13 protein-coding genes and 2 tRNA genes are annotated in these 24143 nt (G+C 63.5%); 14 read left to right on the top strand and 1 reads right to left on the bottom strand.

The window, feature by feature from the left end; genetic code table 11:
• The first annotated feature begins 344 nt into the window (after window positions 1-344).
• The 10 genes from QZY44_RS18255 (at window position 345) to QZY44_RS18210 (ending at window position 13654) form a co-directional block, all read left to right on the top strand.
• Window positions 345-1943 carry a long-chain fatty acid--CoA ligase gene (locus QZY44_RS18255; RefSeq protein ID WP_295449433.1) on the top strand — a complete coding sequence of 533 codons (1599 nt, stop codon included), beginning with the start codon at window positions 345-347 and terminating at the stop codon, window positions 1941-1943.
• A 144-nt stretch (window positions 1944-2087) separates the two neighbouring features.
• The gene (gene tig, locus QZY44_RS18250; protein ID WP_295449430.1) at window positions 2088-3398 is read left to right on the top strand and encodes a trigger factor; all 1311 of its coding nucleotides are present in this window, start codon (window positions 2088-2090) and stop codon (window positions 3396-3398) included.
• A 71-nt stretch (window positions 3399-3469) separates the two neighbouring features.
• Window positions 3470-4114, top strand: a complete 645-nt coding sequence (gene clpP, locus QZY44_RS18245; protein ID WP_295449426.1) for an ATP-dependent Clp endopeptidase proteolytic subunit ClpP — start codon at window positions 3470-3472, stop codon at window positions 4112-4114.
• A 179-nt stretch (window positions 4115-4293) separates the two neighbouring features.
• A complete protein-coding gene (clpX, locus tag QZY44_RS18240; RefSeq protein ID WP_295388799.1) occupies window positions 4294-5568 on the top strand; it encodes an ATP-dependent Clp protease ATP-binding subunit ClpX in 1275 nt (424 codons plus the stop codon).
• 232 nt (window positions 5569-5800) lie between these two features.
• Window positions 5801-8254, top strand: a complete 2454-nt coding sequence (gene lon / locus QZY44_RS18235) for an endopeptidase La (RefSeq protein WP_295449423.1) — start codon at window positions 5801-5803, stop codon at window positions 8252-8254.
• A 195-nt stretch (window positions 8255-8449) separates the two neighbouring features.
• A complete protein-coding gene (locus QZY44_RS18230; protein WP_295449420.1) occupies window positions 8450-8722 on the top strand; it encodes an HU family DNA-binding protein in 273 nt (90 codons plus the stop codon).
• Window positions 8723-8806: 84 nt separating this feature from the next.
• A tRNA-Val gene (locus tag QZY44_RS18225) sits at window positions 8807-8882 on the top strand.
• Window positions 8883-8946: 64 nt separating this feature from the next.
• Window positions 8947-9023: transfer RNA gene (locus QZY44_RS18220), tRNA-Asp, on the top strand.
• Window positions 9024-9113: 90 nt separating this feature from the next.
• Complete coding sequence (locus QZY44_RS18215) at window positions 9114-11027, top strand: SurA N-terminal domain-containing protein (protein WP_295449415.1); 1914 nt, start codon at window positions 9114-9116, stop codon at window positions 11025-11027.
• A 716-nt stretch (window positions 11028-11743) separates the two neighbouring features.
• A complete protein-coding gene (locus QZY44_RS18210; protein ID WP_295449412.1) occupies window positions 11744-13654 on the top strand; it encodes a diguanylate cyclase in 1911 nt (636 codons plus the stop codon).
• 51 nt (window positions 13655-13705) lie between these two features.
• Here QZY44_RS18210 and QZY44_RS18205 read toward each other — a convergent pair whose 3' ends face one another.
• Window positions 13706-14599 (bottom strand): diguanylate cyclase, encoded by an 894-nt coding sequence (locus QZY44_RS18205; protein WP_295449408.1) that lies wholly within the window; start codon window positions 14597-14599, stop codon window positions 13706-13708.
• A gap of 111 nt (window positions 14600-14710) precedes the next feature.
• Between QZY44_RS18205 and QZY44_RS18200 the strand changes: the two genes are divergently transcribed.
• Genes QZY44_RS18200 through QZY44_RS18185 form a run of 4 tightly spaced genes read left to right on the top strand, consistent with a single transcriptional unit; the run spans window position 14711 to window position 24130 of the window.
• Complete coding sequence (locus QZY44_RS18200) at window positions 14711-17872, top strand: CHASE domain-containing protein (protein ID WP_295449405.1); 3162 nt, start codon at window positions 14711-14713, stop codon at window positions 17870-17872.
• Between the two features lie 4 nt (window positions 17873-17876).
• Window positions 17877-18968 carry an ABC transporter substrate-binding protein gene (locus QZY44_RS18195; RefSeq protein ID WP_295449402.1) on the top strand — a complete coding sequence of 364 codons (1092 nt, stop codon included), beginning with the start codon at window positions 17877-17879 and terminating at the stop codon, window positions 18966-18968.
• On the top strand, window positions 18965-21850 hold the full coding sequence (locus QZY44_RS18190) for an ATP-binding protein (RefSeq protein ID WP_295449399.1): 2886 nt from the start codon (window positions 18965-18967) through the stop codon (window positions 21848-21850). The genes QZY44_RS18195 and QZY44_RS18190 overlap by 4 nt, the downstream gene beginning before the upstream one ends.
• Before the next feature lie 21 nt (window positions 21851-21871).
• Window positions 21872-24130 (top strand): PAS domain-containing hybrid sensor histidine kinase/response regulator, encoded by a 2259-nt coding sequence (locus tag QZY44_RS18185; protein WP_295449396.1) that lies wholly within the window; start codon window positions 21872-21874, stop codon window positions 24128-24130.
• The last annotated feature ends 13 nt before the right edge of the window (window positions 24131-24143 follow it).

The raw sequence follows: 24143 nt of genomic DNA, 5'->3' as shown, positions 1-24143 counted from the left end.
GGCGACGATCATCCGCAATACCTGTCGGCGCAAAAAAGCCAGCGCTGGCGAGAACACCTTCACGATCGACACGACCCCGAATGCCAAGCAGCTTGCGGCACTCGATTTGATCAAAGCGATCCACTTGTAGCCAGACGCTTGCACGGCGATTTTCCAAAAGAAATAGGAGAATCAAAGTGTTATCGCGTTAGTGAGGCTGGAGCCTCGGGTTAGATGCGGCAAGGGCGATCAGGCATTGGTCATTGTTCCGGCCGCGGGCATCGGGGCGCACAGCGCCCAACACATGCGTGACACCGCTCGGGCGGTGTCACGAGCGGCCGCGTGGCCGGAGTTGAGATAGCTTTATGACATATACCCCCGCCGACCTGATCCCCGAGCGCTTGCGCCGCGTCGCCGCCGCGCGGGGCGATGCCATCTGTGTCTTCGCCGACACCGGCAACCTGAGCTTCGCCGACTTGGACCGCGCCTCCGATGGGCTCGCCGCCGCGCTCGCGGCGCGGGGCCTGCAACCGGCTGACCGCATGGGGCTCTTGTGTATCAACGGTGCCGACTTCGTGATCGCCTATCTGGGTATCCTCAAGGCCGGCGCGACCGTGGTGCCGCTCAACCTGCTGCTCAATCCGCGCGAGCTGGGTTATATCCTGGCCGATAGCGGTGCCCGCGGTCTCATCCACCACCACACCTTTGACGGGGCGGCGAGTGAAGCCTCTGCGGGGCTCGATTTGGGACTGCGGGTGCGCATTGGCGAGGATGCTGGCTCGGGGGCACTGTCCTTCGACGCGCTGATCAGCGCGGGGAGCCAGCGCCCCGGCGGGCCGCCGTCTGTGGTCGCCGACCCGGGGGAGTCGGTCGCGGCTATCCTCTATACCTCCGGGACCACCGGCCACCCCAAGGGGGCCATGCTGACCCACTGCAATCTGCTCAGCAATGCCGCGAGTATCGCCCAGGCACTGGAGTTCTGTCCCGACGATCGGGTCCTAGTGGTGCTACCGATGTTTCATGCCTTCGCCGCGACGGTCGGGATGCTGGCCCCCATGGTGCAGGGTTGCGCGCTGGTCCCGGTCCCCCGCTTTGACCCCAAGGCCGTCACCCAGGCCATCGCGACCCATGGCGCGACGATCTTTCTCGGGGTGCCGAGCATGTACCAGGTGTTGCTGCGGCTCGACGATGCGGCGCTCCCCGCCTGGGGCGGGGTGCGGGTCTGCGTCAGCGGGGGCGCGGCCATGCCGGCGGCCGTGATGGCGGCCTTCGAGGCGCGTTTTGGGGTGCCGGTGCTGGAGGGGGATGGGCCGACCGAATGCTCGCCGGTGACCTGTGTCAATCCACTGGTCGGCGTGCGCAAGCCGGGTTCGGTCGGGCTGGCGGTGCCGGGGGTGGCGATGTGCATCCTGGACGCGGACGGCCGCGCGGTGGCCGACGACATCCCGGGCGAAGTCTGTGTCTGCGGCCCGAATGTCATGAAGGGCTATTTCAACCTGCCGGAGGCCACGGCCGCAGCCTTCTTCGGTGACTGGTTCCGCACCGGCGATCTGGGGACACGGGACGCGGACGGCTATTTTTATCTGGTCGACCGGATCAAGGACCTGATCATCGTCAACGGGATGAATGTCTATCCGCGCGTCATCGAAGAGGTGCTGTACGCCCATCCGGGAGTCATGGAGGTGGCGGTGGTCGGGGACCCGGACAGTCGCCATGGCGAGGTCGCGGTGGCGCACCTGGCGTTGAAACCGGACGTTGCGGTGTCCGTTGCGCAACTGCGGGACTGGTGCCGGGGCCGGCTGGGCCGTCACGAACTGCCGCGCCGTTATGTGTTCCACGAGGCGCTGCCGCGCAATGCCGCCGGCAAGGTCCTCAAGCGGGAACTGCGCCGCGCCGGTGAGGTGGAGCGCGGGGTGGTGCGTTCCGAGCCGCCGTCGGCGGCGCCTCCCGACGCGGCGGTCTGACAGCACCCTTGGCCCCGGGGTGCCCAACGGGCTATACTATCCGACTTTTGGCGACTGGTCGGCGCGTGCCTGTCCGGTCATCGAACAACCATTTGGATGGCGTCGGGGTCGCGCCCGGCCCTGCTGAAGCGGGAGACGAGAAGCATGCAAGTATCGGTGGAGACGGGCGAAGGCCTTGAGCGGCGGATGCGCATCGAGTTGCCATTCGAACAGGTTCGTGGCGAGGTCGAAAAGCGGCTGCAGAAGCTCGTGCGCACCGTCAAGCTCCCGGGGTTCCGGCCGGGCAAGGTGCCGGTCACGCTGTTGCGTCAGCGCTTCGGCGCTCATGTCGAGCAGGAGGTCTTGGGTGAACTGGTCCAGTCGAGCTTTGGCACGGCCGTCGCAGAGCACTCCCTGCATCTGGCCGGCGCGCCGCAGATTGCGCCCGAGCTCGAGCCGGCCGCGCAGCACTATGCCTTTACCGCCACCTTCGAGGTGATGCCCGAGGTCGAGATCGCCTCCTTGGCCGGTCAGGTCGTCAAGCGCCCGGTGGCCGAGGTGACGGACGCCGACCTGGAGATGGTGATCGAGCGGTTGCGTGAACAACACAAGAGCTGGGTCCCGGTTGAGCGTCCGGCGCAGGCCGGGGATCGGCTGACCGTCTCCTTCGTCGGCACCCTCGACGGCGTGCCCTTCGAGGGCGGTTCGGCCACCGCGATCCCGGTGGAGATCGGCTCCGGACGCATGCTCCCCGGGTTCGAGGACGGGCTCGTTGGGGCCAGTGCCGGGGACACCCGCGTGCTGGACCTGAGTTTCCCAGAGGGTTATCACCGCGCCGACCTGTCGGGACAGGCGGTGCGCTTCGAGGTCAGTATTGAGGCCGTCACCGAGCCGTTTCTGCCCGTGCTCGACGCGGAGTTCATCGGCGGCTTCGGGGTACCCGACGGCGATCTGGAGCGTTTCCGCGCCGAGGTGCGGGCGAACATGGACCGTGAATTGAAACAGCGCATCAGTGCCCGCACAAAGGAGGCTGTGATGGACGTGCTGGTCGCGTCTCACGAACTTGCAATCCCCGCGGTGCTTTTGGCAGAGGAGGTTCAGGGACTCAAGGGGCAGATGCGTGAGCGCATTGGTGCGGCAAGCTCCGTGGACTTGCCCGATGCGCTGTTCGAGGAGCCGGCCCGGCGGCGGGTGGCCCTGGGGCTGATCATCGGCGAGATCATCAAGCGCCACGCCATCAAGGCCGAGCCGGCCCGGGTTCGCGCCGCGATCGAGACCTTGGCGTCCACCTACGAGGACCCCCAGGAGGTCATCGACTATTATTATGCCGATCGCAAGCGACTGGCCCCGGTCGAGTCCATGGTCATGGAGGAGCGGGTGGTGGAGTGGGTCCTGGAGCAGGTGAGCGTCGAGGACGAACAGATGAGCTTCGCGCAGTTGACCGACCCGGCGTCGGTGGGTAACGCGGGGAGTTAGCCCGATGTTCGCGGCGTCCCGGACGCCGGTACGGTCGGATCGACAGTGCAGATGAGAGATGAGCAGATAGCATGATCAAGCCCGTGAATCGCACGCAGTGGATGCCCGAGGGTCTGGGGCTGGTGCCGATCGTCATCGAGCAGACGGCGCGCGGCGAGCGCTCTTTCGATATCTACTCGCGGCTCCTGAAAGAGCGGGTGATCTTCCTGGTGGGGCCGGTCGAGGACTACATGGCCAATCTGGTGGTCGCCCAGATGCTCTTTTTGGAGTCCGAAAACCCGGACAAGGACATCCATCTCTATATCAACTCGCCGGGTGGTTCAGTCACCGCCGGGTTGGCCATCTACGACACCATGTGTTTCGTTCGTCCGGATGTGAGCACCTTGTGTATCGGTCAGGCGGCGAGCATGGGCGCGCTCCTGTTGGCCGGCGGGACGGCCGGCAAGCGCCACTGCCTGCCCAACTCGCGGATGATGATCCATCAGCCGTTGGGCGGTTTTCAGGGCCAGGCGACCGACATCGACATCCATGCCCGCGAGATCCTCCTGCTGCGTGATCGGCTCAATGGCATCCTGGCCCACCATACCGGTCAGCCGATCGAGAAGATCGCCGACGACACCGAGCGTGATCGCTTCCTGGGTGGCGACGAGGCCCAGGCCTATGGCCTGATCGACAAGGTATTGACCGAGCGAGGGCCGGCACTGGGTAAGGCTTAAGTCGACCCAGCGTCCAGCCCGGTCCGGCGGCGTCGTCGAGGTGCGCCCGGCGGCGGCCAGTTGCTGTCGGCGTGCTGGTCACCGTCTTGCCATCCGGGCGCAAACCGTTATGATTGATACCGCTTCGACAGGGCCCCCCCGGTTCCTGTCGCCAACTGACCCCCGGAGTGTCATCCCCGATGAGTGGAAGTAACCACGGCAAGAGCGACGAGGGCAAACTCCTCTACTGCTCGTTCTGCGGCAAGAGCCAGCATGAAGTCCGCAAGCTCATCGCCGGCCCCTCCGTGTTTATCTGCGACGAGTGTGTTGAGCTTTGCAACGACATTATCCGCGAGGAGATGCAGGAAGGGGTGGGGGATGCCACCAGCAAGCTGCCCAAGCCGCGTGAGATCAAGGAGAGCTTAGACGAGTTCGTGATCGGCCAAGAGTACGCTAAGCGGGTGCTGGCGGTCGCCGTCTACAACCATTACAAGCGGTTGGAAGTCTCGGAGGCCAAGGAAGAGATCGAGATCGCCAAGAGCAACATCCTGCTGATCGGTCCCACCGGTTCGGGTAAGACCCTGCTGGCGGAGACCCTGGCGCGCCTGCTGAATGTCCCCTTCACCATCGCCGACGCCACCACCCTGACCGAGGCCGGTTATGTCGGGGAGGACGTCGAGAACATCATCCAGAAGTTGCTCCAGAAGTGCGACTACGACGTCGAGAAGGCGCAGAGCGGGATTGTCTATATCGACGAGATCGACAAGATCTCACGCAAGTCCGACAACCCGTCGATCACGCGTGACGTCTCCGGCGAGGGTGTCCAGCAGGCGCTGCTCAAGCTGATCGAGGGGACCGTCGCCTCGGTGCCACCCCAGGGCGGACGTAAGCACCCCCAGCAGGAGTTCCTGCAGGTCGACACCTCGAACATCCTGTTCATTGTCGGTGGGGCCTTTGCGGGGCTCGATAAGGTCATCCAGCAGCGCTCCCGCAAGGGCGGGATCGGTTTCAACGCGGACGTCCACAGCAAGGACGACAAGCGTCAGATCGGTGAACTGCTGGCCGCGGTGGAGCCCGAGGACCTGATCCGCTACGGTCTTATTCCGGAGTTCGTCGGTCGTCTGCCGGTGATGGCGACGCTGGAGGAACTCGACGAGGCGGCCCTCATGCGTATCTTGACCGAGCCCAAGAACGCCTTGGTCAAACAGTATGCACGCCTGTTCGAGATGGAGGGCGTGGAACTGGAGTTGCGTGATGACGCCATGCGCTGCATTGCCAAGAAGGCCATGGAGCGCAAGACCGGGGCGCGCGGCTTGCGGACCATCATGGAGCAGGTGCTGTTGGACACCATGTATGACCTACCTTCCATGAAGAGCGTGTGCAAGGTGGTGCTGGACGGCTCGGTCATCATGGGTGAAAACCGCCCCTTCCTCATCTACGAAGGCCTCGAAAAACAAGTCGCCTCCGGGGATTGATCCCTGCGATGTCCCTGCCCCGGGGCGCCGCTAGCGGGGTCGATCAGCCCCTGGCGGTGGCCTCGGTGGTCGACTGGTTGAGGGCAATTCATTGAATCCGGCCCGATCGGCCCCTATTCTTTAGTGATTAAGCCAGCCGCGGACCGCTCCGCCGGCATTTGGCCCCCGACCCTGACGCGTTGTCCGGGGGCTTGTCGCCCACCCCACGAGCGTTCCAGCACAGAGAGTGTCAATGGCACAGCAAGAATCTTCGCGATCACTCACCGGTTCACCCGAGGTGCCGGTCCTGCCGCTGCGCGACGTAGTGGTCTATCCGCACATGGTCATCCCGTTGTTCGTCGGCCGCGACAAGTCGATCCGCGCCCTCGACGGGGCCATGGCCCACGACAAGCAGATCCTGCTGGTCGCGCAGAAGAGCGCGGACGTGGACGACCCGGACGTCAAGGACCTGCACCAGATTGGTACGCTCGCCAGCATCCTGCAACTCCTGAAGCTCCCGGACGGGACGGTCAAGGTCCTGGTGGAGGGTAATCAGCGGGCGCGCATCACGCGCTTTGTCACCACCGATGATTCTTTCTCGGCCCTGATCGCGCCCTTGCCCGAGACCCTGGACGCCGACGAGCGCGAGCAGGAGGTGTTGATCCGTTCTGCCGTCACCCTGTTCGATCAGTATGTCAAGCTGAATAAGAAGGTGCCGCCCGAGGTGCTGACCTCGCTGGCCGGCATCGACGAGGCCGGCCGCTTGGCCGACACCATGGCGGCGCATATGTCGCTCAAGCTCGACGAGAAGCAGCGCGTCCTGGAGATGACCGATATCCAGGCGCGGATCGAGCATCTGATGGGGCTGATGGAGTCCGAGAGTGACCTGCTCCAGATGGAGAAGCGCATTCGTGGTCGGGTCAAGCGCCAGATGGAGAAGAATCAGCGTGAGTATTATCTCAACGAACAGATGAAGGCGATCCAGAAGGAATTGGGCGAACTCGACGAGGTGCCCAACGAGATCGAGGAACTGGCCAAGCGGATCGAAAACGCCGGGATGCCCAAGGAGGTCAAGACCAAGGCCCAGGCGGAGCTCAACAAGCTGAAGCTCATGTCGCCCATGTCCGCCGAGGCGAGCGTGGTGCGGAACTATGTCGACACCCTCGTGAATGTGCCGTGGAGGGCGCGTACGCGCATTCGCAACGATATCCGCGTCGCTGAGCAGGTGCTGGATAAGGACCACTACGGATTAGAGCGGGTCAAGGAGCGCATCCTCGAATACCTGGCGGTCCAGCAGCGGGTGCGTAAGCTCAAGGGCCCGATCCTCTGTCTGGTCGGTCCGCCCGGGGTCGGCAAGACCTCGCTGGGTCAGTCCATTGCGCGTGCCACCAACCGCAAATTTGTGCGTATGTCATTGGGCGGGGTGCGTGACGAGGCCGAGATCCGTGGCCACCGGCGGACCTACATCGGCGCGCTGCCGGGCAAGATCATCCAGAACCTGTCCAAGGCCGGTTCCCGAAACGCCTTCTTCCTGCTTGATGAGATCGACAAGATGGCGATGGACTTCCGGGGTGATCCGGCCTCCGCCCTGTTGGAGGTCCTAGACCCGGAACAGAATCACACCTTCAACGATCATTACCTGGAGGTGGACTTCGACCTCTCCGAGGTCATGTTCGTGGCCACCGCCAATACGCTGAACATTCCCCCAGCGCTGCTGGATCGCATGGAGGTGATCCGGCTCTCGGGCTACACGGAGGATGAAAAGGTCGCGATCGCCGAGCGTTATCTGATTCCCAAGCAGATCAAGAACAACGGGCTCAAGTCCGGGGAGCTGGTGATTCGCGAGTCGGCCCTGCGCGATATCGTGCGCTATTACACGCGCGAAGCCGGGGTCCGCAACCTGGAGCGGGAGGTGTCCAAGATCTGTCGCAAGGTGGTGAAGGAGGTGCTGCTGAAGAAGCGCGACACCGCGACCACCGTCAACGCCAAGTCACTGGAAAAATATCTCGGTGTCCAGCGTTTCCGCTTCGGTCGGGCGGATGAGCGGGACCAGATCGGCCAAGTGACCGGGCTCGCCTGGACCGAGGTGGGCGGGGAGTTGCTGCGCATCGAGTCCGCCTTGGTCCCTGGGAAGGGTAAATTCACCTACACCGGCCAACTGGGGGACGTGATGCAGGAGTCGATCCAGGCCGCTATGACGGTGGTGCGGGCACGCGCCGACGCCCTGGGGATCGCGCCGGACTTTCATAACATCTTTGACATGCACATCCATGTCCCCGAGGGCGCGACGCCCAAGGATGGCCCTAGTGCCGGTGTGGCGATGTGTACCGCGCTGGTCTCGGCCCTGACCAAGATCCCGGTGCGTTCGAATGTGGCCATGACCGGCGAGATTACCCTGCGTGGTGAGGTCCTGCCGATCGGGGGGCTCAAGGAGAAACTGCTGGCGGCCCACCGCGGCGGGATCGACACCGTCATCATCCCGCGGGACAACGAGCGGGACCTGACCGAGATCCCGAAAAACATTCAGCAAAACCTGGATATTCGCCCGGTGCGTTGGATCGACGAGGTCCTGGATATCGCGCTGACCCGTCGGCCGGAGCTGGTCGCGACCGCGGCGCAGGGCGGCGAGGGCGCCAGTCCGAAGGATGATGTCCCGGAGAAGGTCGTCGATCCGGCGCGCGACCAGCCAGTGCGGACCCGTCACTGAGGTTTTTTTGAGGATTTGTTCGCGCGACGGGGAAAAACCGGGTTGCCCCGCCGCGGACTCCGCTTTAGCATTCGAGGGTGCGGAAATCGCGCCCGGTGGCGGTCACCGGCCCGCCTCGACGGCGGCCAGGGTGACCGACGATGCTGCCGGTAATTGTGTACTCGCGCAACAGTGGCCAGGATATTTGGGGGAAAAATGAACAAATCGGATCTGATCGAGGCGATGGCTGAGGCGGGTGATATCCCAAAGGCGGCTGCCGGTCGGGCGTTGGATGCCTTGACTGACGCCATCGCACTTGCCCTGAAGAGCGGAGACACGGTCTCCGTCATCGGCTTCGGGACCTTCTCCGTCAAGGAACGCGCCGCCCGCACGGGGCGCAATCCCCAGACGGGCGCGGCGATTGAGATCGGGGCATCGAAAACTCCGGGTTTCAAAGCTGGAAAAGCGCTGAAGGACGCGATACAATAGCGGTTCGTTGTTAGGGCGCCCTGCAAAGGGTTCCCGACACCGGGTGGCCATCGGTGACAGTGGCCGCAGCAGGTGCCCAAAAAAGGGTGCTTAGCTCAGCTGGGAGAGCATCGCCCTTACAAGGCGAGGGTCGCAGGTTCGATCCCTGCAGCACCCACCAAGTGCCTGCGACAGGAACCAGGCCTGCGGAAAATACCAAGGAAGCGCGATCAGGTGCGCAATTTGGAGCGGTAGTTCAGTTGGTTAGAATACCGGCCTGTCACGCCGGGGGTCGCGGGTTCGAGCCCCGTCCGCTCCGCCAATCCGCTGAAGCGGGGTATCCGTCAAGGGTACCCCGTTTTTGTTTGTGCCTTAGGAACTTTCTTTCCCGGTCCCGTCCGAGTATCGAGACATGCTGCAGCAAATCCATGATCGTGCCAAGGGGTGGTTCGCCTGGCTGATTATCATTATGATCAGTATACCGTTCGCGTTGTGGGGCATTCAGTCCTACATAGGCGGGGGCGGTGAGCCGGTGGCGGGCCTCGTGAACGGGCATGAGATCAGCGAACGTGAGCTCGATCAACGCCTGCAGACCGAGCGTATCCAGCGGCGCGAGGAAATGGGCGCCACCTTCGACCCGGCCCAGTTCGATGACAAGCGTCTGCGCCAAGAGGTGCTGGATGCGATGATCCGTGAGACCCTGGTGGTCGACGCCGGCAATCGCATGGGTCTGCGGGTCGCGGATGCGGTGTTGCGTGGCCAGATCGTGGCGGAGCCAGCCTTCCAGCAGGGCGGGCGTTTCGATACCACGGCTTACGAACAGGCGCTTAAGTATCAAGGACTCTCGCCCTCGCAGTTCGAGGCGCAACTGCGCCAGCGCATGGTTGGCAGCCAACTGGTGCGGGCGGTCGCCGGCAGCGAGTTGGTGACCAAGGTGGAGCGTGAACAGTACCAGCGTCTGCTCGGCCAACGCCGTGAACTCAGCTGGCTGCGGGTGCCGGTCGCCGGATTCATCGGCGACGAGCCCATTGATGATCAGGCGATCAAGGCCTATTACGAGGGCCACCCCGCGCGCTTTCAGGTCCCCGAGCAGGTTAAGCTCGATTATCTGGTCCTCGACGTGGCTGGCCTCGCGGCCAAGAGCAGCGTCGCCGAGGACGACATGCGCCGGGTCTACGACACCGATCAGGCCCGTTTCGGTCAGCCCGAGCGGCGCACCGTCAGGCACATCCTCCTCACCGTCCCTGCGGATGCCGAGGCGGCGACCGCCCAGGCGGTGCTTGCCGAGATTGTGGGCATTCGCCAGCGTATCCAGGCCGGCGAGTCCTTTGAGGCGCTCGCCAAGGCCGTCTCCAAGGACCCTGGGAGTGCGAGCCAGGGTGGGTCTTTGGGCGAGATCAATAAGGGCATTATGGACCCCGCCTTCGAGCAGTCCGCCTTCAGCCTGCCGGTCGGCGAAATCAGCGAGCCGGTGCGCACCAAATTCGGTTATCACCTGATTCAGGTGCAGTCCATTACCCCCGCTGCGGTCAAGCCCTTCGATCAGGCGCGCGAGCAGTTGCGGGGCGAATTGGCCAAACAAAAGGCCGAGGCACTCTTCTACGACCAGGGTGAGCGCCTGGCCAATCTGGTCTACGAATCCTCCGACAGTCTGGCGCCGGCGGCCAAGGAGCTTGGCCTCCAGATCCAGCACACTGACTGGATCGGTCGCGCCGGGGGCGAAGGCATGCTCCGGCACCCCAAGGTGACCGCAGCCGCCTTCAGCGACGAGGTGCTGAACGAGCACCGCAACAGCGATCTGATCGAGCCCGAGAAGGATGTCTTGCAGTCGGTGGTGTTGCGGGTGATTGACCACCGTGAGGCGTCCACCCGCCCACTTGACGAGGTGCGGCCCGAGATCGTCACGGCACTGCGCAAGGAGCGGGCGCAGCAGGCTGCCACCGCGGCGGCGACCGCTGGTGCGCAGAAGCTGCGCGGCGGCGTCGACTGGGCGGCCGTCGCCGGTGAGTCAAAGGTGGATGAGGCCGGGATGGTGAGTCGCAGTGACCCTAATATTCCCGCAGCTGTCGCTAAGGTTGCCTTCACGCTGCCGGTTCCCGCGGTAGGTGCCGCGAGCGTCGGTACTGCCGTCTTGGAAGACGGCGACGCCGCCATCGTACGTGTCACCAAGGTCGAGGACGGCCCGGTTGAGGCGGCCGCTAAGCCCGGCGCCGCGGACCCGCTGTCCATGCTCGGTCAGGTGCTCGGTCGCCAGTCCTATGAGGCGGTGCTCAACGACATGGAGCAGCGGGCCGCCGTGCAGCGCAAGACGCCGACCGTGCGCTAAGCCGTATCCGGCGTGCGCGGCCGACCACCGTGCGGTGATCGGGGTTCGAGCACGCGCACGCTTGATTGGTTTGTTCGCAGGCTGCCAAGCTCTCGGGTCGGGTAACGATTTTCCGTGGATACGCGTGCCCGCTTCCGCGGGTCTTGCTCGTCATCCCGGCCATGTCACACCGTCTATTCTCCCTCGCGCGACACCGTTGAAGCGGTGTCGTGCATGTGTTCTGCGCTCTGCCCTCTGCGCCTCGCGCGTCGTTGCGTGCAAGGTCGTCTCGTCCTTTCCGGCCAGCATCGTACTAAACGACGGACCGACATCGCGCGCCACGCGCCCTATCCGGCGTGCGCGCTTACTGTTGTGCGTTGGTCCAAGTTCGTGTACGCCATGCCGAATTAATTTCCCGCGCCGCCGACAGCGTGCTCCAAGAAGCTGGAGATTTTCACCGCACAGCAACCGGCAGATTCAACGCGCGCGGTGGCGATCTCGCGCCGACGCACTAATGGCGTAGTGGGAGAGTCAGTTGACAAACGGCTGCTATGTTGTTGCACTATCCCGGCAGCGGCGGCTGCTGAGGCAGTTAGGGTCGCGGCTATCGGATTGCCTGTCGTCATCGGACGTAGCTCAATTTTTCTCTAATCCCAGCGGCCGGAATAAGCGAGGTCATACTCATCGATATTCGCACGCTAGCCATTGCCCTGTGTCTCGCCAATCTTGCCCAAGTCATGGTCCTCTTGGTCCAGTATCGGGTAGATAAAGCCGACCATGTCAGCGACAACGGAACTGGGTGGTGGGCGCTCGGCATCGCCTCTCTAGGGTTGGGCTTTGTGTTTGATTTCATACGGGAAGCGTCATCGAGCCTGGGATTGGCAGCGGTTCTCCTCAATCATCTGTTCTTCGTCTCTGGCATGGTATTTCTCTACATCGGGGTGCTGCGTTTCCTGGGGCGGCGCGAGCGCCGTTCGCCGTTGCTGGGATTCTTGTTGGTTTTTGTTCTCATTGTCGCTTTCTTTACGTTTCTAGACAATAGTTTAATCGCCGGCCGTGTGATTGTTTCGCTTGCCGTCGCGATTGTCTCGTTTGTGATTGCGCGTGCGCTGTTACGATATAAGCCCCGGGATATCGAGACGTCGGCGGTGTTGCTTGCGTTCGTTTTTGTTTTCAACGGTATAGTTTTTGTACTGCGTGCTTTGACGCCATTTCTCGCCGGACCGGTCGGCGATCTGTTTACACCCTCGCTGACGCAAACGATAACCTATCTGAGTACCCTATTCGTCACGATCCTGTGGACCTATGGGTTCCTTATGCTCATGAGCCAGCGCTGGCATGCCGAGAATCGGGAGGCGCGGGAGAATCTCAAGGACATCATTGACTTTCTGCCGGATGCCACCTTTGCCATTGACCGGGAAAAGCGTGTGATTATCTGGAACAAGGCGATTGAAACCATGACCGGCATTGCCGCCACTCAGATGATCGGCAAAGGCGGCTACGCCTATACCATCCCCTTTTATGGCGAGGCGCGCCAGTCGTTGACGGATTTGGTCTTTCTGGATCATCAGGAGATCGAGTCCCGCTATAGCCATGTCCGCCGTGACGGCCGCTCACTCAGCGCGGAGGCCTTCTGCAGCGCACTCTTCAATCATCGCGGCGCCTGGATTTTCGCCAAGGCTTCCCCGCTCCATGACGCTTCCGGCGAAACGATCGGCGCGATTGAGAGTATCCGTGATATCACCCCGATCAAACGCGCGCAGGCCGCACTGATCGAGAGTCAGCAACACCTCTCGGACATCATTGAAAACAACGGTGCGCTGATTTATGTCAAGAGTCCTGACGGCCGGTATCAACTGGTCAACCGAAAATGGGAAGAAATGACCGGATTGATCCGCGAGAGGGTGGCGGGCAAAACGGATGAGGAGCTGTTTCCGGGCGAGATCGGGCGCAATTTCAGTGAGTTTGATCGTCAGGTGCTGTTGTCTGGCGAAATCATGGAAAAGGAGGAGTGGCTCGCGGGCGCGCGGGGGAAACACTATTTTATCTCAATCAAGTTTCCATTGCGGGATAAGGATGGCGCGATCACGGCGCTGTGTGGCATCTCGACCGATATTACGGAACGCAAGCGCCTGGAGCATGAGCTGCAACAACAGGCGACCACTGATGAGCTCACGGGCATCACCAATCGTCGCCATTTTCTCAGTCTGGCCGATGCCGAACTGAAGCGTGCCCGGCGGTTCAACCATCCGATGACGCTCGCCATGATCGATCTGGATCATTTCAAACAGATCAACGATCGCTACGGGCATCCGGTGGGGGACCAGGCGCTGCTGGCGCTGACGCGAACCTGTCGCGAGACGATCCGGGAGGTGGATATTTTTGCCCGTTTCGGCGGCGACGAATTCGTCTTGGCGCTCACTGAAACAGCGGCTCACGACGGCTATCTGGTCGTTGAGCGCATTCGCCACGCGATGACGGCACGGCCGGTCGAGCTGCTCGGCGTCCCGGTGGCGATCACCATTACCGCCGGCCTCGCCAGTCTGGCGTCTGATGACAACGCGCTGGATCGGTTGCTGGCGCGCGCCGACCGTGCGCTCTATCAGGCGAAGGCCGCGGGCCGAAACCGGGTCAACGTTGAGGAATGATAGCCCTGCGCCGCATTCGCCTGCTGGGGCAGGGCGCGCAGACCTCTCGTTCTAGCGGGCCAGACTGACCTGGTTGCGGCCGAGTCGCTTGGCCGCAAAGAGTTGGAGATCGGCCGCCTCAACGAGCTCGGACGCCGCTGTCTCCGGCCCCAGCCGGCCGATTGCGGCGCCGATGCTCACGGTCACCCAGGGTGAAACCGGGGAGGCGTTGTGGGGGATCTGCAGCGCCTCAATACCGGTGCGGAGCTTCTCGGCCACCACCGCCAGCCCGTGGGCATCCAGCCCATTGAGCAGGCAGATGAACTCCTCCCCGCCATAGCGGCCAACGAAATCACCTGCCCGTTTGAGTCCATCCGCCAGGCTGCCGGCCACCCGGCGCAGACAGTCGTCACCGGCCAGATGGCCGTAGGCGTCGTTGTATTCCTTGAAATGGTCGATGTCGACCATCGCCGCCGCTATCGGTTCACCGGAACGCAGGGCGCGTCGCCAGTCCCGGTCGAGGCGTTCGTCGAACGCCCGACGGTTGGGGATTCCCGTCAGGCCGTCGATGTGGGAGAGTTGCGCAAGGATGTCATGCTGGCGCTTGAGTTCCAGTTGGGTCTTGACCCGCAACCGTACGATCGCCTCCTTGAACGGCTTGGTAATATAGTCAACCGCCCCCAGTGCGAGCCCCCGCGTCTCGTCCTCGACATCGGCCAGCGCGGTGATGAAGATGACTGGGATCGATTTGAGCAGCGGGTCGGCCTTGAGCGCTTCGCATGCCTCGTAGCCGTCCATCTCAGGCATCATCACGTCGAGCAGAATCAGGTCTGGGGCGCACGACGCGGCGAGCTTCAGGGCCGCCCGGCCGTTGGTGGCGGCAGAGATCTGGTGCCCATCATCGGCTAGCATCGTGCTCAACACGCGGATGTTGTCCGGGACATCGTCTACGATCAGTATGCGCATGACCAGCCCCGGGTGGGTGTTCCAGCATGATTCATTGTGTGCTCGTTTGTCATATTCTAACCCATCGTGGGCGTGGGATTCAGATCTGTCCGAACGCGGTGGGTGTGGCCAATGCCGACTAATGATACCGATCCGGGCTCCGTGCGCCGCATTTTTCACGTGCTGCCCTGGCTGATCCTGGCCGGCGGTCTGGTCCTGACCTGGCTGCTGGCGGCACAGATCCGCAGTCGCGAGAGCGCGATGGAGCGCTCGGAGTTCGAACTGCGCGTAGCCGAGTTGGTCAGCGGCCTCCAGCACCGGATCACGGCCAACGCGCAGATCCTGCGCGGGGTGGCCGGGCTCTTCATGGGCGGCGAGGAGGTCAGTCGTGACGCGTTTCATCGCTATGTCGAGCGCTTGCGGCTCCCCGAGTTTTATCCCGGGATCCAGGCGATCGGTTACGCCGCCCTGGTGCCGAGCGCGCAGAAGGCGCGTCATGTCACCGCCATGCGCGCCCAGGGATTCCCCGACTACGACATCAGGCCGCCGGGTGAGCGCGATCCCTACTCGGCTGTCATTTATGTGGAGCCCGTTGACTGGCGTAACCAGCGGGCCATCGGTTTCGACCTGTTCACCGAGCCGGTACGCTCTGCGGCTGCGGCACGCGCGCGCGACGACAACCAGGCGGTCATGTCCGGCCGGTTGACGCTCAAACAGGAAACCGACCAGGGCGTGCAGGCAGGGGTCCTCATCTTCGTGCCGGTGTATCGCACCGATCTCCCGCTCGCGAGCGTCGGCGACCGACGCGCGGCGCTGCGCGGCTGGGTCTATGCGGCGCTGCGCGTCCAGGATGTGGTAGACGCGTCTCTGGGTACCGAATACAGTGAGCTGATCAAGCGACTGGGGCTCGCGATCTATGCCCATGAATCCCGTGCCCCTGATACCTTGCTCTATGCCTCACAGTCGCCCACCGGCACCACGTCCGGTCATCTCGAAAGCGTGCGCCGGATCAGCTTTATGGGCGCCGACTGGACCATGCAGGTCACGGCCCTGCCGGCGTATCTGAGCAGTGAGCATGGAGCCGAAAACAGCCGCACGGTCATGGCTGCCGGCACCCTCTTGACCTTGGCGCTGGCATTCATCGCATTCGCCCTCGCACACAATCACCTGCGAATCACCGCCGCCTTGGCTGAGGCCGGGCGGGCGAACCGGGCACTGGCAAGCCGCACGCGCGAACTGGCCGACAGCGAAGGGCGCGTCCGCGCCAAGCTGGACGCGCTGCTCACGCCGAGCGGAAACCTGGAGGTGCTGGATCTCGCCGACATCATTGACTGCAGTGAAATGCAGCAGGTGATGGAAAATTTCTTCCGGCTCACCAATCTCGCGGTCGCCTTGTTGGATCTCAATGGCCGGGTCCTGGTGGCTACCGGCTGGCAGGAGATCTGCACAAAGTTCCATCGCGTCCATCCGCAAACCTGTCGTAACTGCCTGGAAAGCGATACGCTTCTTTCGCGCGGGGTGGCGCCTGGCAGCTTTCGCACCTACCGCTGTAAGAACGGCATGTTGGACGTGGTCACGCCGATCATGGTGGCGGGACGGCATGTCGGTAATCTATTCCTCGGCCAGTTCTTTTTCGATGATGAAGTGCCGGATCGGGAAGCCTTCCGGGAGCAGGCACGCCGCTATGGTTTTGACGAAGCTGCCTATCTGGATGCCTATGATCGGGTGCCCCGCTGGAGCCGGGAAAAAGTGACCCTGGTGATGCACTTTTATATGCAGTTCGCGCAGATGATTTCCCGGTTGAGCCACAGCAACATCGCGTTGGTGCGCGCCTTGACCGAACAGCAGCAGGGGGCGGCCGCGTTGATTGGCGCCAAGGAGCAGGCGGAGGCGGCCAATCGGGCCAAGTCGATTTTCTTGGCCAACATGAGCCATGAAATCCGCACCCCACTGAATGCCATCCTCGGCTTTGCCCAAGTGTTGGCCCGCGACACCGATCTGAAGGTTCCCCAGCGCGATGGCCTGGCCACCATCCAGCGCAGCGGAGAGCACCTCCTGACCCTCATCAACGAGATCCTCGATATGGCCAAGATTGAGGCCGGACGCATGACCTGCCAGGTCGCCCCCTTCGATCTACACCAGCTGATCACCGAAACGGAGGCCTTTTTCCGGCAGCGCGCCCGCGACCGCGGACTGGCGCTGACCGTCGAGCAGTCGCCGATTCCGCGGTTGGTCGCCGGAGACAAGCTGCGCCTGCGCCAAGTCCTCATCAATCTAGTGGGCAACGCGGTCAAGTTCACCGCGGCCGGGGCAGTGGTGCTGCGGGTGGAGGCCGCCGCCGGGGCGGGCATCCGCTTCAGCGTCGCGGACACCGGGATGGGGATCGCCCCGGAGGAGCTGGCGCGGCTCTTCATACCCTTCAGCCAGACGGAGCGCGGCCGGCAGGTGCCGGGTGGTACCGGGCTCGGCCTGGCGCTCTGTACCCAATATGCCCGGTTGATGGGTGGGACCCTGACTGCGGAAAGTGCCGTCGGTGAGGGAAGTTGCTTTTCATTCACCATCCCGCTGCGCCCGGCAGGTGGCGACGACGCGCCGGTCGAGGTCCAGCTGCAACTCCCGGTGGTCGGTCTGGCGCCGGGGCAGCCGCCCTGCCGGGTCCTGATCGCCGATGACATTCCAAACAATCGGGAGCCGTTGCGGGCGCTGCTCACCGGGCTGAACCCGCAACCGCCGGTGCTGGAGGTCCGCGAGGCGGCCGACGGCCGCGAGGCGGTGGCGGTGTGGGAGGCGTGGCAGCCACACGTCGTCTTCATGGACATGCGCATGCCGGTCATGTCGGGCGAGGAAGCGACCCGCCAGATCAAGGCGCTCATCGCGGCGCGGCCCGGCGCGGTGCAGACCATCATCGTGGCGCTCAGCGCCAGCGCCTTCGACGAGCACCGCGAACGCTTTCTGGCCTGCGGTTGCGACGAATTCGCCCGCAAGCCCTTTCTGGCCGAGGAGCTGTTTGCCATCCTGGAGCGCCGCGCCGCTCTTGCGTTCGTCCGCGCCGGTGGACGGCCGAGCGGCGATGCCTGGTTGTCCCTGCAAGATGCGGCAGTGCGCCTGGCTGCCTGCCCCGCCGCGTGGCGAGCCGATCTGACTCGCGCGGTGGAGTTGGGCGACTTCGGCCGCATCACCGCCCTGCTGGAGCCCCTTGCCGATACCGACGCCGCGCTTTACGCGGTGCTGGCACGGTCGGCCTACAATTATGACCTGGATGTATTTTCAAGGGCATTGGCTGGGGCGGGATAAGAACATGAAAAAGATTGCGCTGTGGTCGGCGCTATTGGCCATCCTGGCCGCGTCTCTGCTGCTGTGGCGGCAGTGGCGTCTGCCACCGCCCATCCCGGTGGGGGTGGTCGCCTGGCTGGCCTCCGCCGCGGTGGTCGGTTCCAGCGAAATGAATGCCGCCGATCTCTTCCTGGAGGAGCATCCGCTCAGCCGCATCCGAGTGCGACCCGTGGACGACCAGTGGCAGGCAGACAAGACCGTTCCTGCCATTGCCGCGGCCATGGGGGAAGGGGTGCGCTTTTTCGTCTCCACCCACCCGTCCAAGTGCGCGGTGGCGAGCATCCAGCTGTTCGCGGACTCCCGCGCGCTCCTCATCAATACCGCGTCAACCAGCCCGGCGCTGACGGGTAAGGACGACTACTTCCTGCGCATTGTGGCTGATGCGCCGCAGGAGCAGCGTGCCATTGCCCGCTATGTCGATCAGCTGCCCGGCACCCGCATCCTGGTGTTGCAGGACGAAGGCAATCTGCCCTACACCGATCCGGCGTTCCAGGCGTTTTCTGCCGAGCTGCAGTCCCGGGGCCAGTGGCAGATCGTCCATCGGCCGCTGATGGTCGCCAACTTCAATCCCGATGAGTTCCATTCCATCATGGCAGAGCCGTACGACGCGCTCTATATCCTGGCCGGCAGCTTTCAGGCCGCCATCGGTAACATCGCCCAGCTTTTTCACCATCTCCATCCCGCCGCTCCCATCCTCCTGACGCCTTGGGCGCGCTCCCCGGCCATTCTTGAAACCGCCGGCCCCGCCATCGACCGGATCATCCTCCCCAGCCAATATCCGGCACGCCGCGACGCCCCGGCGATTGACGCCTATTTCCGGCGATTCCATGCCCGCTTTGGCTATCAACCACACGCCATGACCATTGGGGTATGGCAGGCACTCGAACTGCTTGACCAATCCTTCAGCAGGGGGTATGACACACCCGCGCAAGTCAAACACTACCTGCTGTCGCTGCCGATCTACCAGACCAGTCTGGGGCCCATCGCCTTTGACCCCAACGGCGATGTCTCTCGGACCTTTTATTTTATTCAGGATCTCAAGCAAGAACTCCAATGACCTGGTTGCGCCGGACCACCTTTTGGCATTACACCCTCTTTCTGGAGATTGCGTCACTGACACTGACGACCGCTATCCTGTTCGTGGCCGTCTGGTTCACCCTCTCCGGGATGAACGGGAAATATCTGGACCTGCGCCGGGCCGACGCGGCCCGGGTCCATCTCTTCTTGGCCAGCCACCTGGATGCCGCACGCGCCAGTCTTGCGGCGTTCGCTGACCTGCCCGAGGCCGAATGCACGCCGGCCGTGTTGAGTCTCTTTTCAGCCTTTTCGGACATTTACCGGCTTGACCCGGAGCTTCGTGTGCAGCGTATCTATAAGGCCGCGCCGGGCAGCAAGGTGTTTGTCGGCTATGCCTTTTCGGGGGGGAAACTGGGCGGCTATCTGACATCGGTCGGCCAACGCAACGACCTGTCCGAAATCATGCGTGGTCACGAAAACGATGCGCCCAGCGTCTATTTCGCCATCCGCTCAGCTGGCATACTGTACCTGGGGCGTCTGGACCTGTCCTATGTTCAGAATTTCCTGACGCAGTTTTCACGCTTCTCCGGGACGCCATTGATGCTGGTGGCGAAAGACGGGTTCGTGATGCTCTCCGGCGACCCCACACTGCACATTCCAACGCTCGATCTCAAGTACTGGGAGGAGACACCCAACAGTGGCAGCACCCTGTCAGCGGGAAACCGGCGCTGGATACCGATGATTGTCGCAGTCGACACGATCGGGGCCAAAATCGCCATCCTCATCCCTACCGAGCTGCTGGATACCCAGCGTAACGCGCTGCTGATCTTCATGGGCGCCTTTCTGGGCGGCCTGATCCTCCTGGTGGTCGTCAAGAATCGTCGACTGAACCGACTGGTCATGCAACCCATGGCCGCCTTCGCCGAAAAAATGGGTGACCTCGAACAGGGCCGATGGCCGGGGCAAGACGATGACCAGAACGTCCGCTTCGCGGAATTGATCAGTATCCACAATCGCTTTCGCTCGATGGCACAAGCCATTGCCCAACGCGAACAATCACTGCGGGAGAGCGAGCAGAAATATCGCCTGCTCACCGAAAGCATGAAGGACGTGGTCTGGGCGCTCGATATCGCCACCATGCGTTTCCTCTATTGTAGCCCATCAGTGACAGGGCTGCGGGGCTTTACCCCGGAAGAAGTCATGGCCGAGCCGGTGGACGCGGCCTTGACTCCGGCGGCGGCCGATAGTCTTAAGGCGCTCCTGCGCGACCGCGCCGCGGCGCTCTTGTCCGGTCAGCAAGCGGCTGACCATTTCTATATCGACGAGGTCGAGCAACCGCGCAAAGACGGGACCACGGTTTGGACTGAAGTCATCACCACCTATTGCCGCAATGAGCGGACCGGCCAGGTCGAGGTGCGCGGCGTCACCCGGGACCTCACCGAGCGCAAACAAGCGGAAGAGAAACTCGCTGCGGCCAAGGAGGCGGCCGAGGCCGCCAATCGGGCCAAATCGATGTTCCTGGCCAATATGAGCCACGAGATTCGCACCCCCATGAACGCCATTCTCGGCTTCACCCAGGTCCTGGCGCGCGACCCCGACCTGAAGGGCGCCCAGCGTAACAGCCTGACCACGATTGCGCGCAGCGGCGAGCATCTGCTGACCCTCATCAACGACATCCTCGACATGTCCAAGATCGAGGCCGGGCGGATGACGCTTGCGGAGTCCCCCTTTGATCTTCATCGCTTGATCGCCGAGACCGAGGCGTTTTTCGGCAAGCCCGCGTGCGACCGGGGGCTGGCCCTGAGCGTTGAGGCGTCGGGACTTCCGCGGACGGTAGCGGGGGACGAGATGAAATTGCGGCAGGTCCTCATCAATCTGGTCGGCAATGCAGTCAAGTTCACCTTAGCCGGGCGCGTGGCGCTGCGGGTCGAGCCGTTTGCCGCAGCGGCGATCCGGTTCAGCGTCAGTGACACCGGCGTAGGGATCAGCCCGGCGGAGATGGCCCGGCTCTTCAAGCCGTTCAGTCAGACCCTCAGTGGTCGGGCGGTGGCGGGTGGAACCGGTCTCGGCCTGGCCTTGAGCCACCAGTTTGTCCGGCTCATGGGCGGCGTATTGACTGCACAGAGTACGCCGGGCGAGGGCAGTTGCTTCTCCTTTACCCTACCACTACCGTCAGTGACCGCGGGTGCGCCGCAGACCGATCGGGGCGTCTTTCCCACGGTCGCCCTGGAGCCCGGGCAGCCGGTGTGCCGGGTCCTCATCGTCGATGACTTGCCGGACAACCGGGCGCCGCTGCGGGCGCTGCTGGAGCGGGTTAATCCGCAGCCGCCGGTGCTTGAAGTCCGCGAGGCGGCCGACGGTCGGGAGGCGGTCGCGCTCTGGGAGGTCTGGCAGCCCCATGTCGTGCTCATGGACATGCGGATGCCGGTGATGTCAGGGCAGGATGCGACCCGCCGGATCAAGGCGCAGATGGCGGCCCGGCCCGCGACGGTGCGCTCACTGGTGGTGGCGCTCACCGCCAGCGCATTCGATGAAAATCGCGACGATTTTCTGGCCTGTGGTTGTGACGAATGCGTTTGTAAACCGTTCCTGGCCGACGCGCTGTTCGATCTTTTGGCGCGCCGCGCCGGGCTGCGGTTCGTCCGTGCCGCAGCAGTGCCGCCGCCCCGTCTGTCTCTCTCTGCGGATGAACTGGCCGGCCGTTTGGCCGCCCGTCCTGAGCAATGGCGTACCGCCCTAAGTGACGCGGTCGATCTGGGTGATTGTGGTCGGATCACCGCGCTCGTGGAACAGCTCGGTGACGGTGACGCGGCCCTTCGCGCGGCACTGGAGCAGTGGGCCTACAATTACGATGTGGAGGCCTTTGTCTCTCTGCTCCAGCGCAACGTCGCGGGCACGTCGGAGCACGGGTTGACGTCATGATAGTTATCTGGAGCAGTGGCAGTGACCGTTAACACGACTGATCTGGAGCACGAACTGCGCAGCTTATCGAATTACTCGCGGCGGCTGATCGAGGCCAGCCTGGACCCCCTGGTCACCATCAGTGTTGATGGGCGGATCATGGATGTCAACGCCGCGACCGAAAAGGTCACCGGTCGTCCCCGTGAACAGCTGATCGGCAGCGATTTTTCGGACTACTTTACGGAGCCGGAGCAGGCCGCAGCCGGCTACCGGCAGGTCTTCTCGGAAGGCTATGTGACCGATTATCCGCTGGCGATCCGTCATGCCGATGGCCATGTCACCGACGTGCTCTACAACGCCAGCGTCTATCGGGATGATGCGGGTGAGATCGCCGGCGTATTCGCCGCGGCGCGCGATATCACCCTGCGCAAGCGGGCCGAGAACGAGTTGCGCGCGTTGTCGAATTACTCCCGGCGGCTGATCGAGGCCAGCCTCGATCCGTTGGTGACGATCAGTCCCGATGGGCGGATCATGGATGTCAACGCCGCGACCGAAACGGTCACCGGTCGTCCCCGTGAGCAGTTGATCGGCAGCGATGTTTCCGACTATTTCACGGAGCCGGAGCGGGCTGCCGCTGGCTACCGTCAGGTTTTCTCGGAAGGCTATGTCACCGATTATCCGCTGGCGATCCGTCATGCCGATGGCCATGTGACCGACGTCCTCTACAACGCCAGCGTTTATCGCGATGACGCGGGTGAGATCGCCGGCGTGTTCGCCGCGGCACGCGATATCACCTTGCGCAAACAGGCGGAGCAGGCGGTGCGCGAGCTCAACGCCAGCTTGGAGCAGAAAGTGGCGGAGCGCACCGCCCAGCTCGCCGCGGCCAGCCAGGCCAAGAGCGAATTCCTGGCCAACATGAGCCACGAGATTCGCACTCCGTTGAACGCCATTCTCGGCTTTGCCCAGGTGCTGGGCCGTGATCCCGGCCTGAATGCCACCCAGCGCGACAGCCTGACCACCATCCAGCGCAGCGGCGAACACCTGCTGACCCTCATCAACGACATCCTCGACATGGCCAAGATCGAGGCCGGCCGGATGACCGTTAGAGTCGCCCCTTTTAATCTCATCGCGCTGGTGACGGAGGTGCAGGCATTTTTCCGGCAACGCGCCCGTGAGCGGGGGCTCGCTCTGGGCGAGGAGCTGTCGGCCCTGCCCCGGATGGTGTCAGGCGATGAGGTGAAATTGCGCCAAGTCCTCATCAACCTGATCGGCAATGCAGTCAAGTTCACCGCCTCCGGGTCGGTGATGATTCGGGTGGCGCCGGCTGGGGATGACGCGATTGCCTTCAGCGTTATCGATACGGGGATGGGGATTGCTCCGCACGAGATGGCGCGGCTGTTCGAGCCCTTCAGTCAGACCGCCAGCGGCCGGCAAGTGCGGGGCGGGACCGGCCTCGGCCTGGCGCTGAGCAGCCGGTTTGTGCAGCTCATGGGCGGGGAACTGATCGCGGAAAGCCGGCTCGGGCAGGGGAGTTGCTTCTCCTTCACCCTGTCACTCCCGGCGACCGATGCCGTCGCACCAAAGGCCGAGGCTACCGAACTCCCGGTGGTTGGCCTGGTGCCGGGCCAACCGGTTTGCCGGATTCTCATCGTGGACGACCTGGCGGACAACCGGGCGCCGCTGCGCTCGTTGCTGGAGGGGCTCAATCCGCAACCGCCGGTGCTTGCGTTGCGGGAGGCGGCCGACGGCCGGGAGGCCGTGGCACTCTGGGAAGACTGGCAACCGCACGTCGTCTTCATGGATATGCGAATGCCGGTCATGTCGGGAGAGGAGGCGACCCGGGAGATCAGGGCGCGCATGGCGGTCCGTCCCGGGGCGGTGGGCACCATCATCGTGGCGCTCACCGCCAGTGCCTTCAATGAACACCGCGACCGCTTCCTCTCCTGCGGTTGCGACGACTTCGCCGGCAAACCGTGGCGCGCCGAAGAATTGTTCGCGATCCTGGAGCACCGGGCCGGTTTGCGGTTCATTCGCGCCGGGGACACCCCGGCAGCCGCGGTTGCGGTGTCCGCAGAAGAAATGGCATCCCGCTTGATCGCGCTGCCCGCAGAATGGCGCGCAAGTCTCAGTGAAGCGGTCATGCTGGGCGATTTCGGTCGCATCGGCGCCCTGGCGGCGCAGCTCGGCGACGCTGATGCGGTGCTGCACACGGCGCTTGCGGCCTGGGCGTACAATTTTGATCTGGATGCCTTCGTGGCCCTGATCGGCCTGGCCGACGGGTGGGATCAGCCGATGCGCTGAATAGGGTCTGATT

Source organism: uncultured Thiodictyon sp., from assembly GCA_903837595.1.
GTDB lineage: Bacteria > Pseudomonadota > Gammaproteobacteria > Chromatiales > Chromatiaceae > Thiodictyon.
The sequence above is the reverse complement of the archived record's forward strand: the minus strand, read 5'-3'. Positions and strand labels throughout refer to the sequence as shown.

Excerpts from the sequence above, each read along its gene's own strand:
- QZY44_RS18255 (WP_295449433.1), top strand. The coding sequence starts at position 345 with ATGACATATACCCCCGCCGACCTGATCCCCGAGCGCTTGCGCCGCGTC.
- tig (WP_295449430.1), top strand. The coding sequence starts at position 2,088 with ATGCAAGTATCGGTGGAGACGGGCGAAGGCCTTGAGCGGCGGATGCGC.
- clpP (WP_295449426.1), top strand. The coding sequence starts at position 3,470 with ATGATCAAGCCCGTGAATCGCACGCAGTGGATGCCCGAGGGTCTGGGG.
- clpX (WP_295388799.1), top strand. The coding sequence starts at position 4,294 with ATGAGTGGAAGTAACCACGGCAAGAGCGACGAGGGCAAACTCCTCTAC.
- lon (WP_295449423.1), top strand. The coding sequence starts at position 5,801 with ATGGCACAGCAAGAATCTTCGCGATCACTCACCGGTTCACCCGAGGTG.
- QZY44_RS18230 (WP_295449420.1), top strand. The coding sequence starts at position 8,450 with ATGAACAAATCGGATCTGATCGAGGCGATGGCTGAGGCGGGTGATATC.
- QZY44_RS18215 (WP_295449415.1), top strand. The coding sequence starts at position 9,114 with ATGCTGCAGCAAATCCATGATCGTGCCAAGGGGTGGTTCGCCTGGCTG.
- QZY44_RS18210 (WP_295449412.1), top strand. The coding sequence starts at position 11,744 with ATGGTCCTCTTGGTCCAGTATCGGGTAGATAAAGCCGACCATGTCAGC.
- QZY44_RS18205 (WP_295449408.1), bottom strand. The coding sequence starts at position 14,599 with ATGCGCATACTGATCGTAGACGATGTCCCGGACAACATCCGCGTGTTG.
- QZY44_RS18200 (WP_295449405.1), top strand. The coding sequence starts at position 14,711 with ATGCCGACTAATGATACCGATCCGGGCTCCGTGCGCCGCATTTTTCAC.
- QZY44_RS18195 (WP_295449402.1), top strand. The coding sequence starts at position 17,877 with ATGAAAAAGATTGCGCTGTGGTCGGCGCTATTGGCCATCCTGGCCGCG.
- QZY44_RS18190 (WP_295449399.1), top strand. The coding sequence starts at position 18,965 with ATGACCTGGTTGCGCCGGACCACCTTTTGGCATTACACCCTCTTTCTG.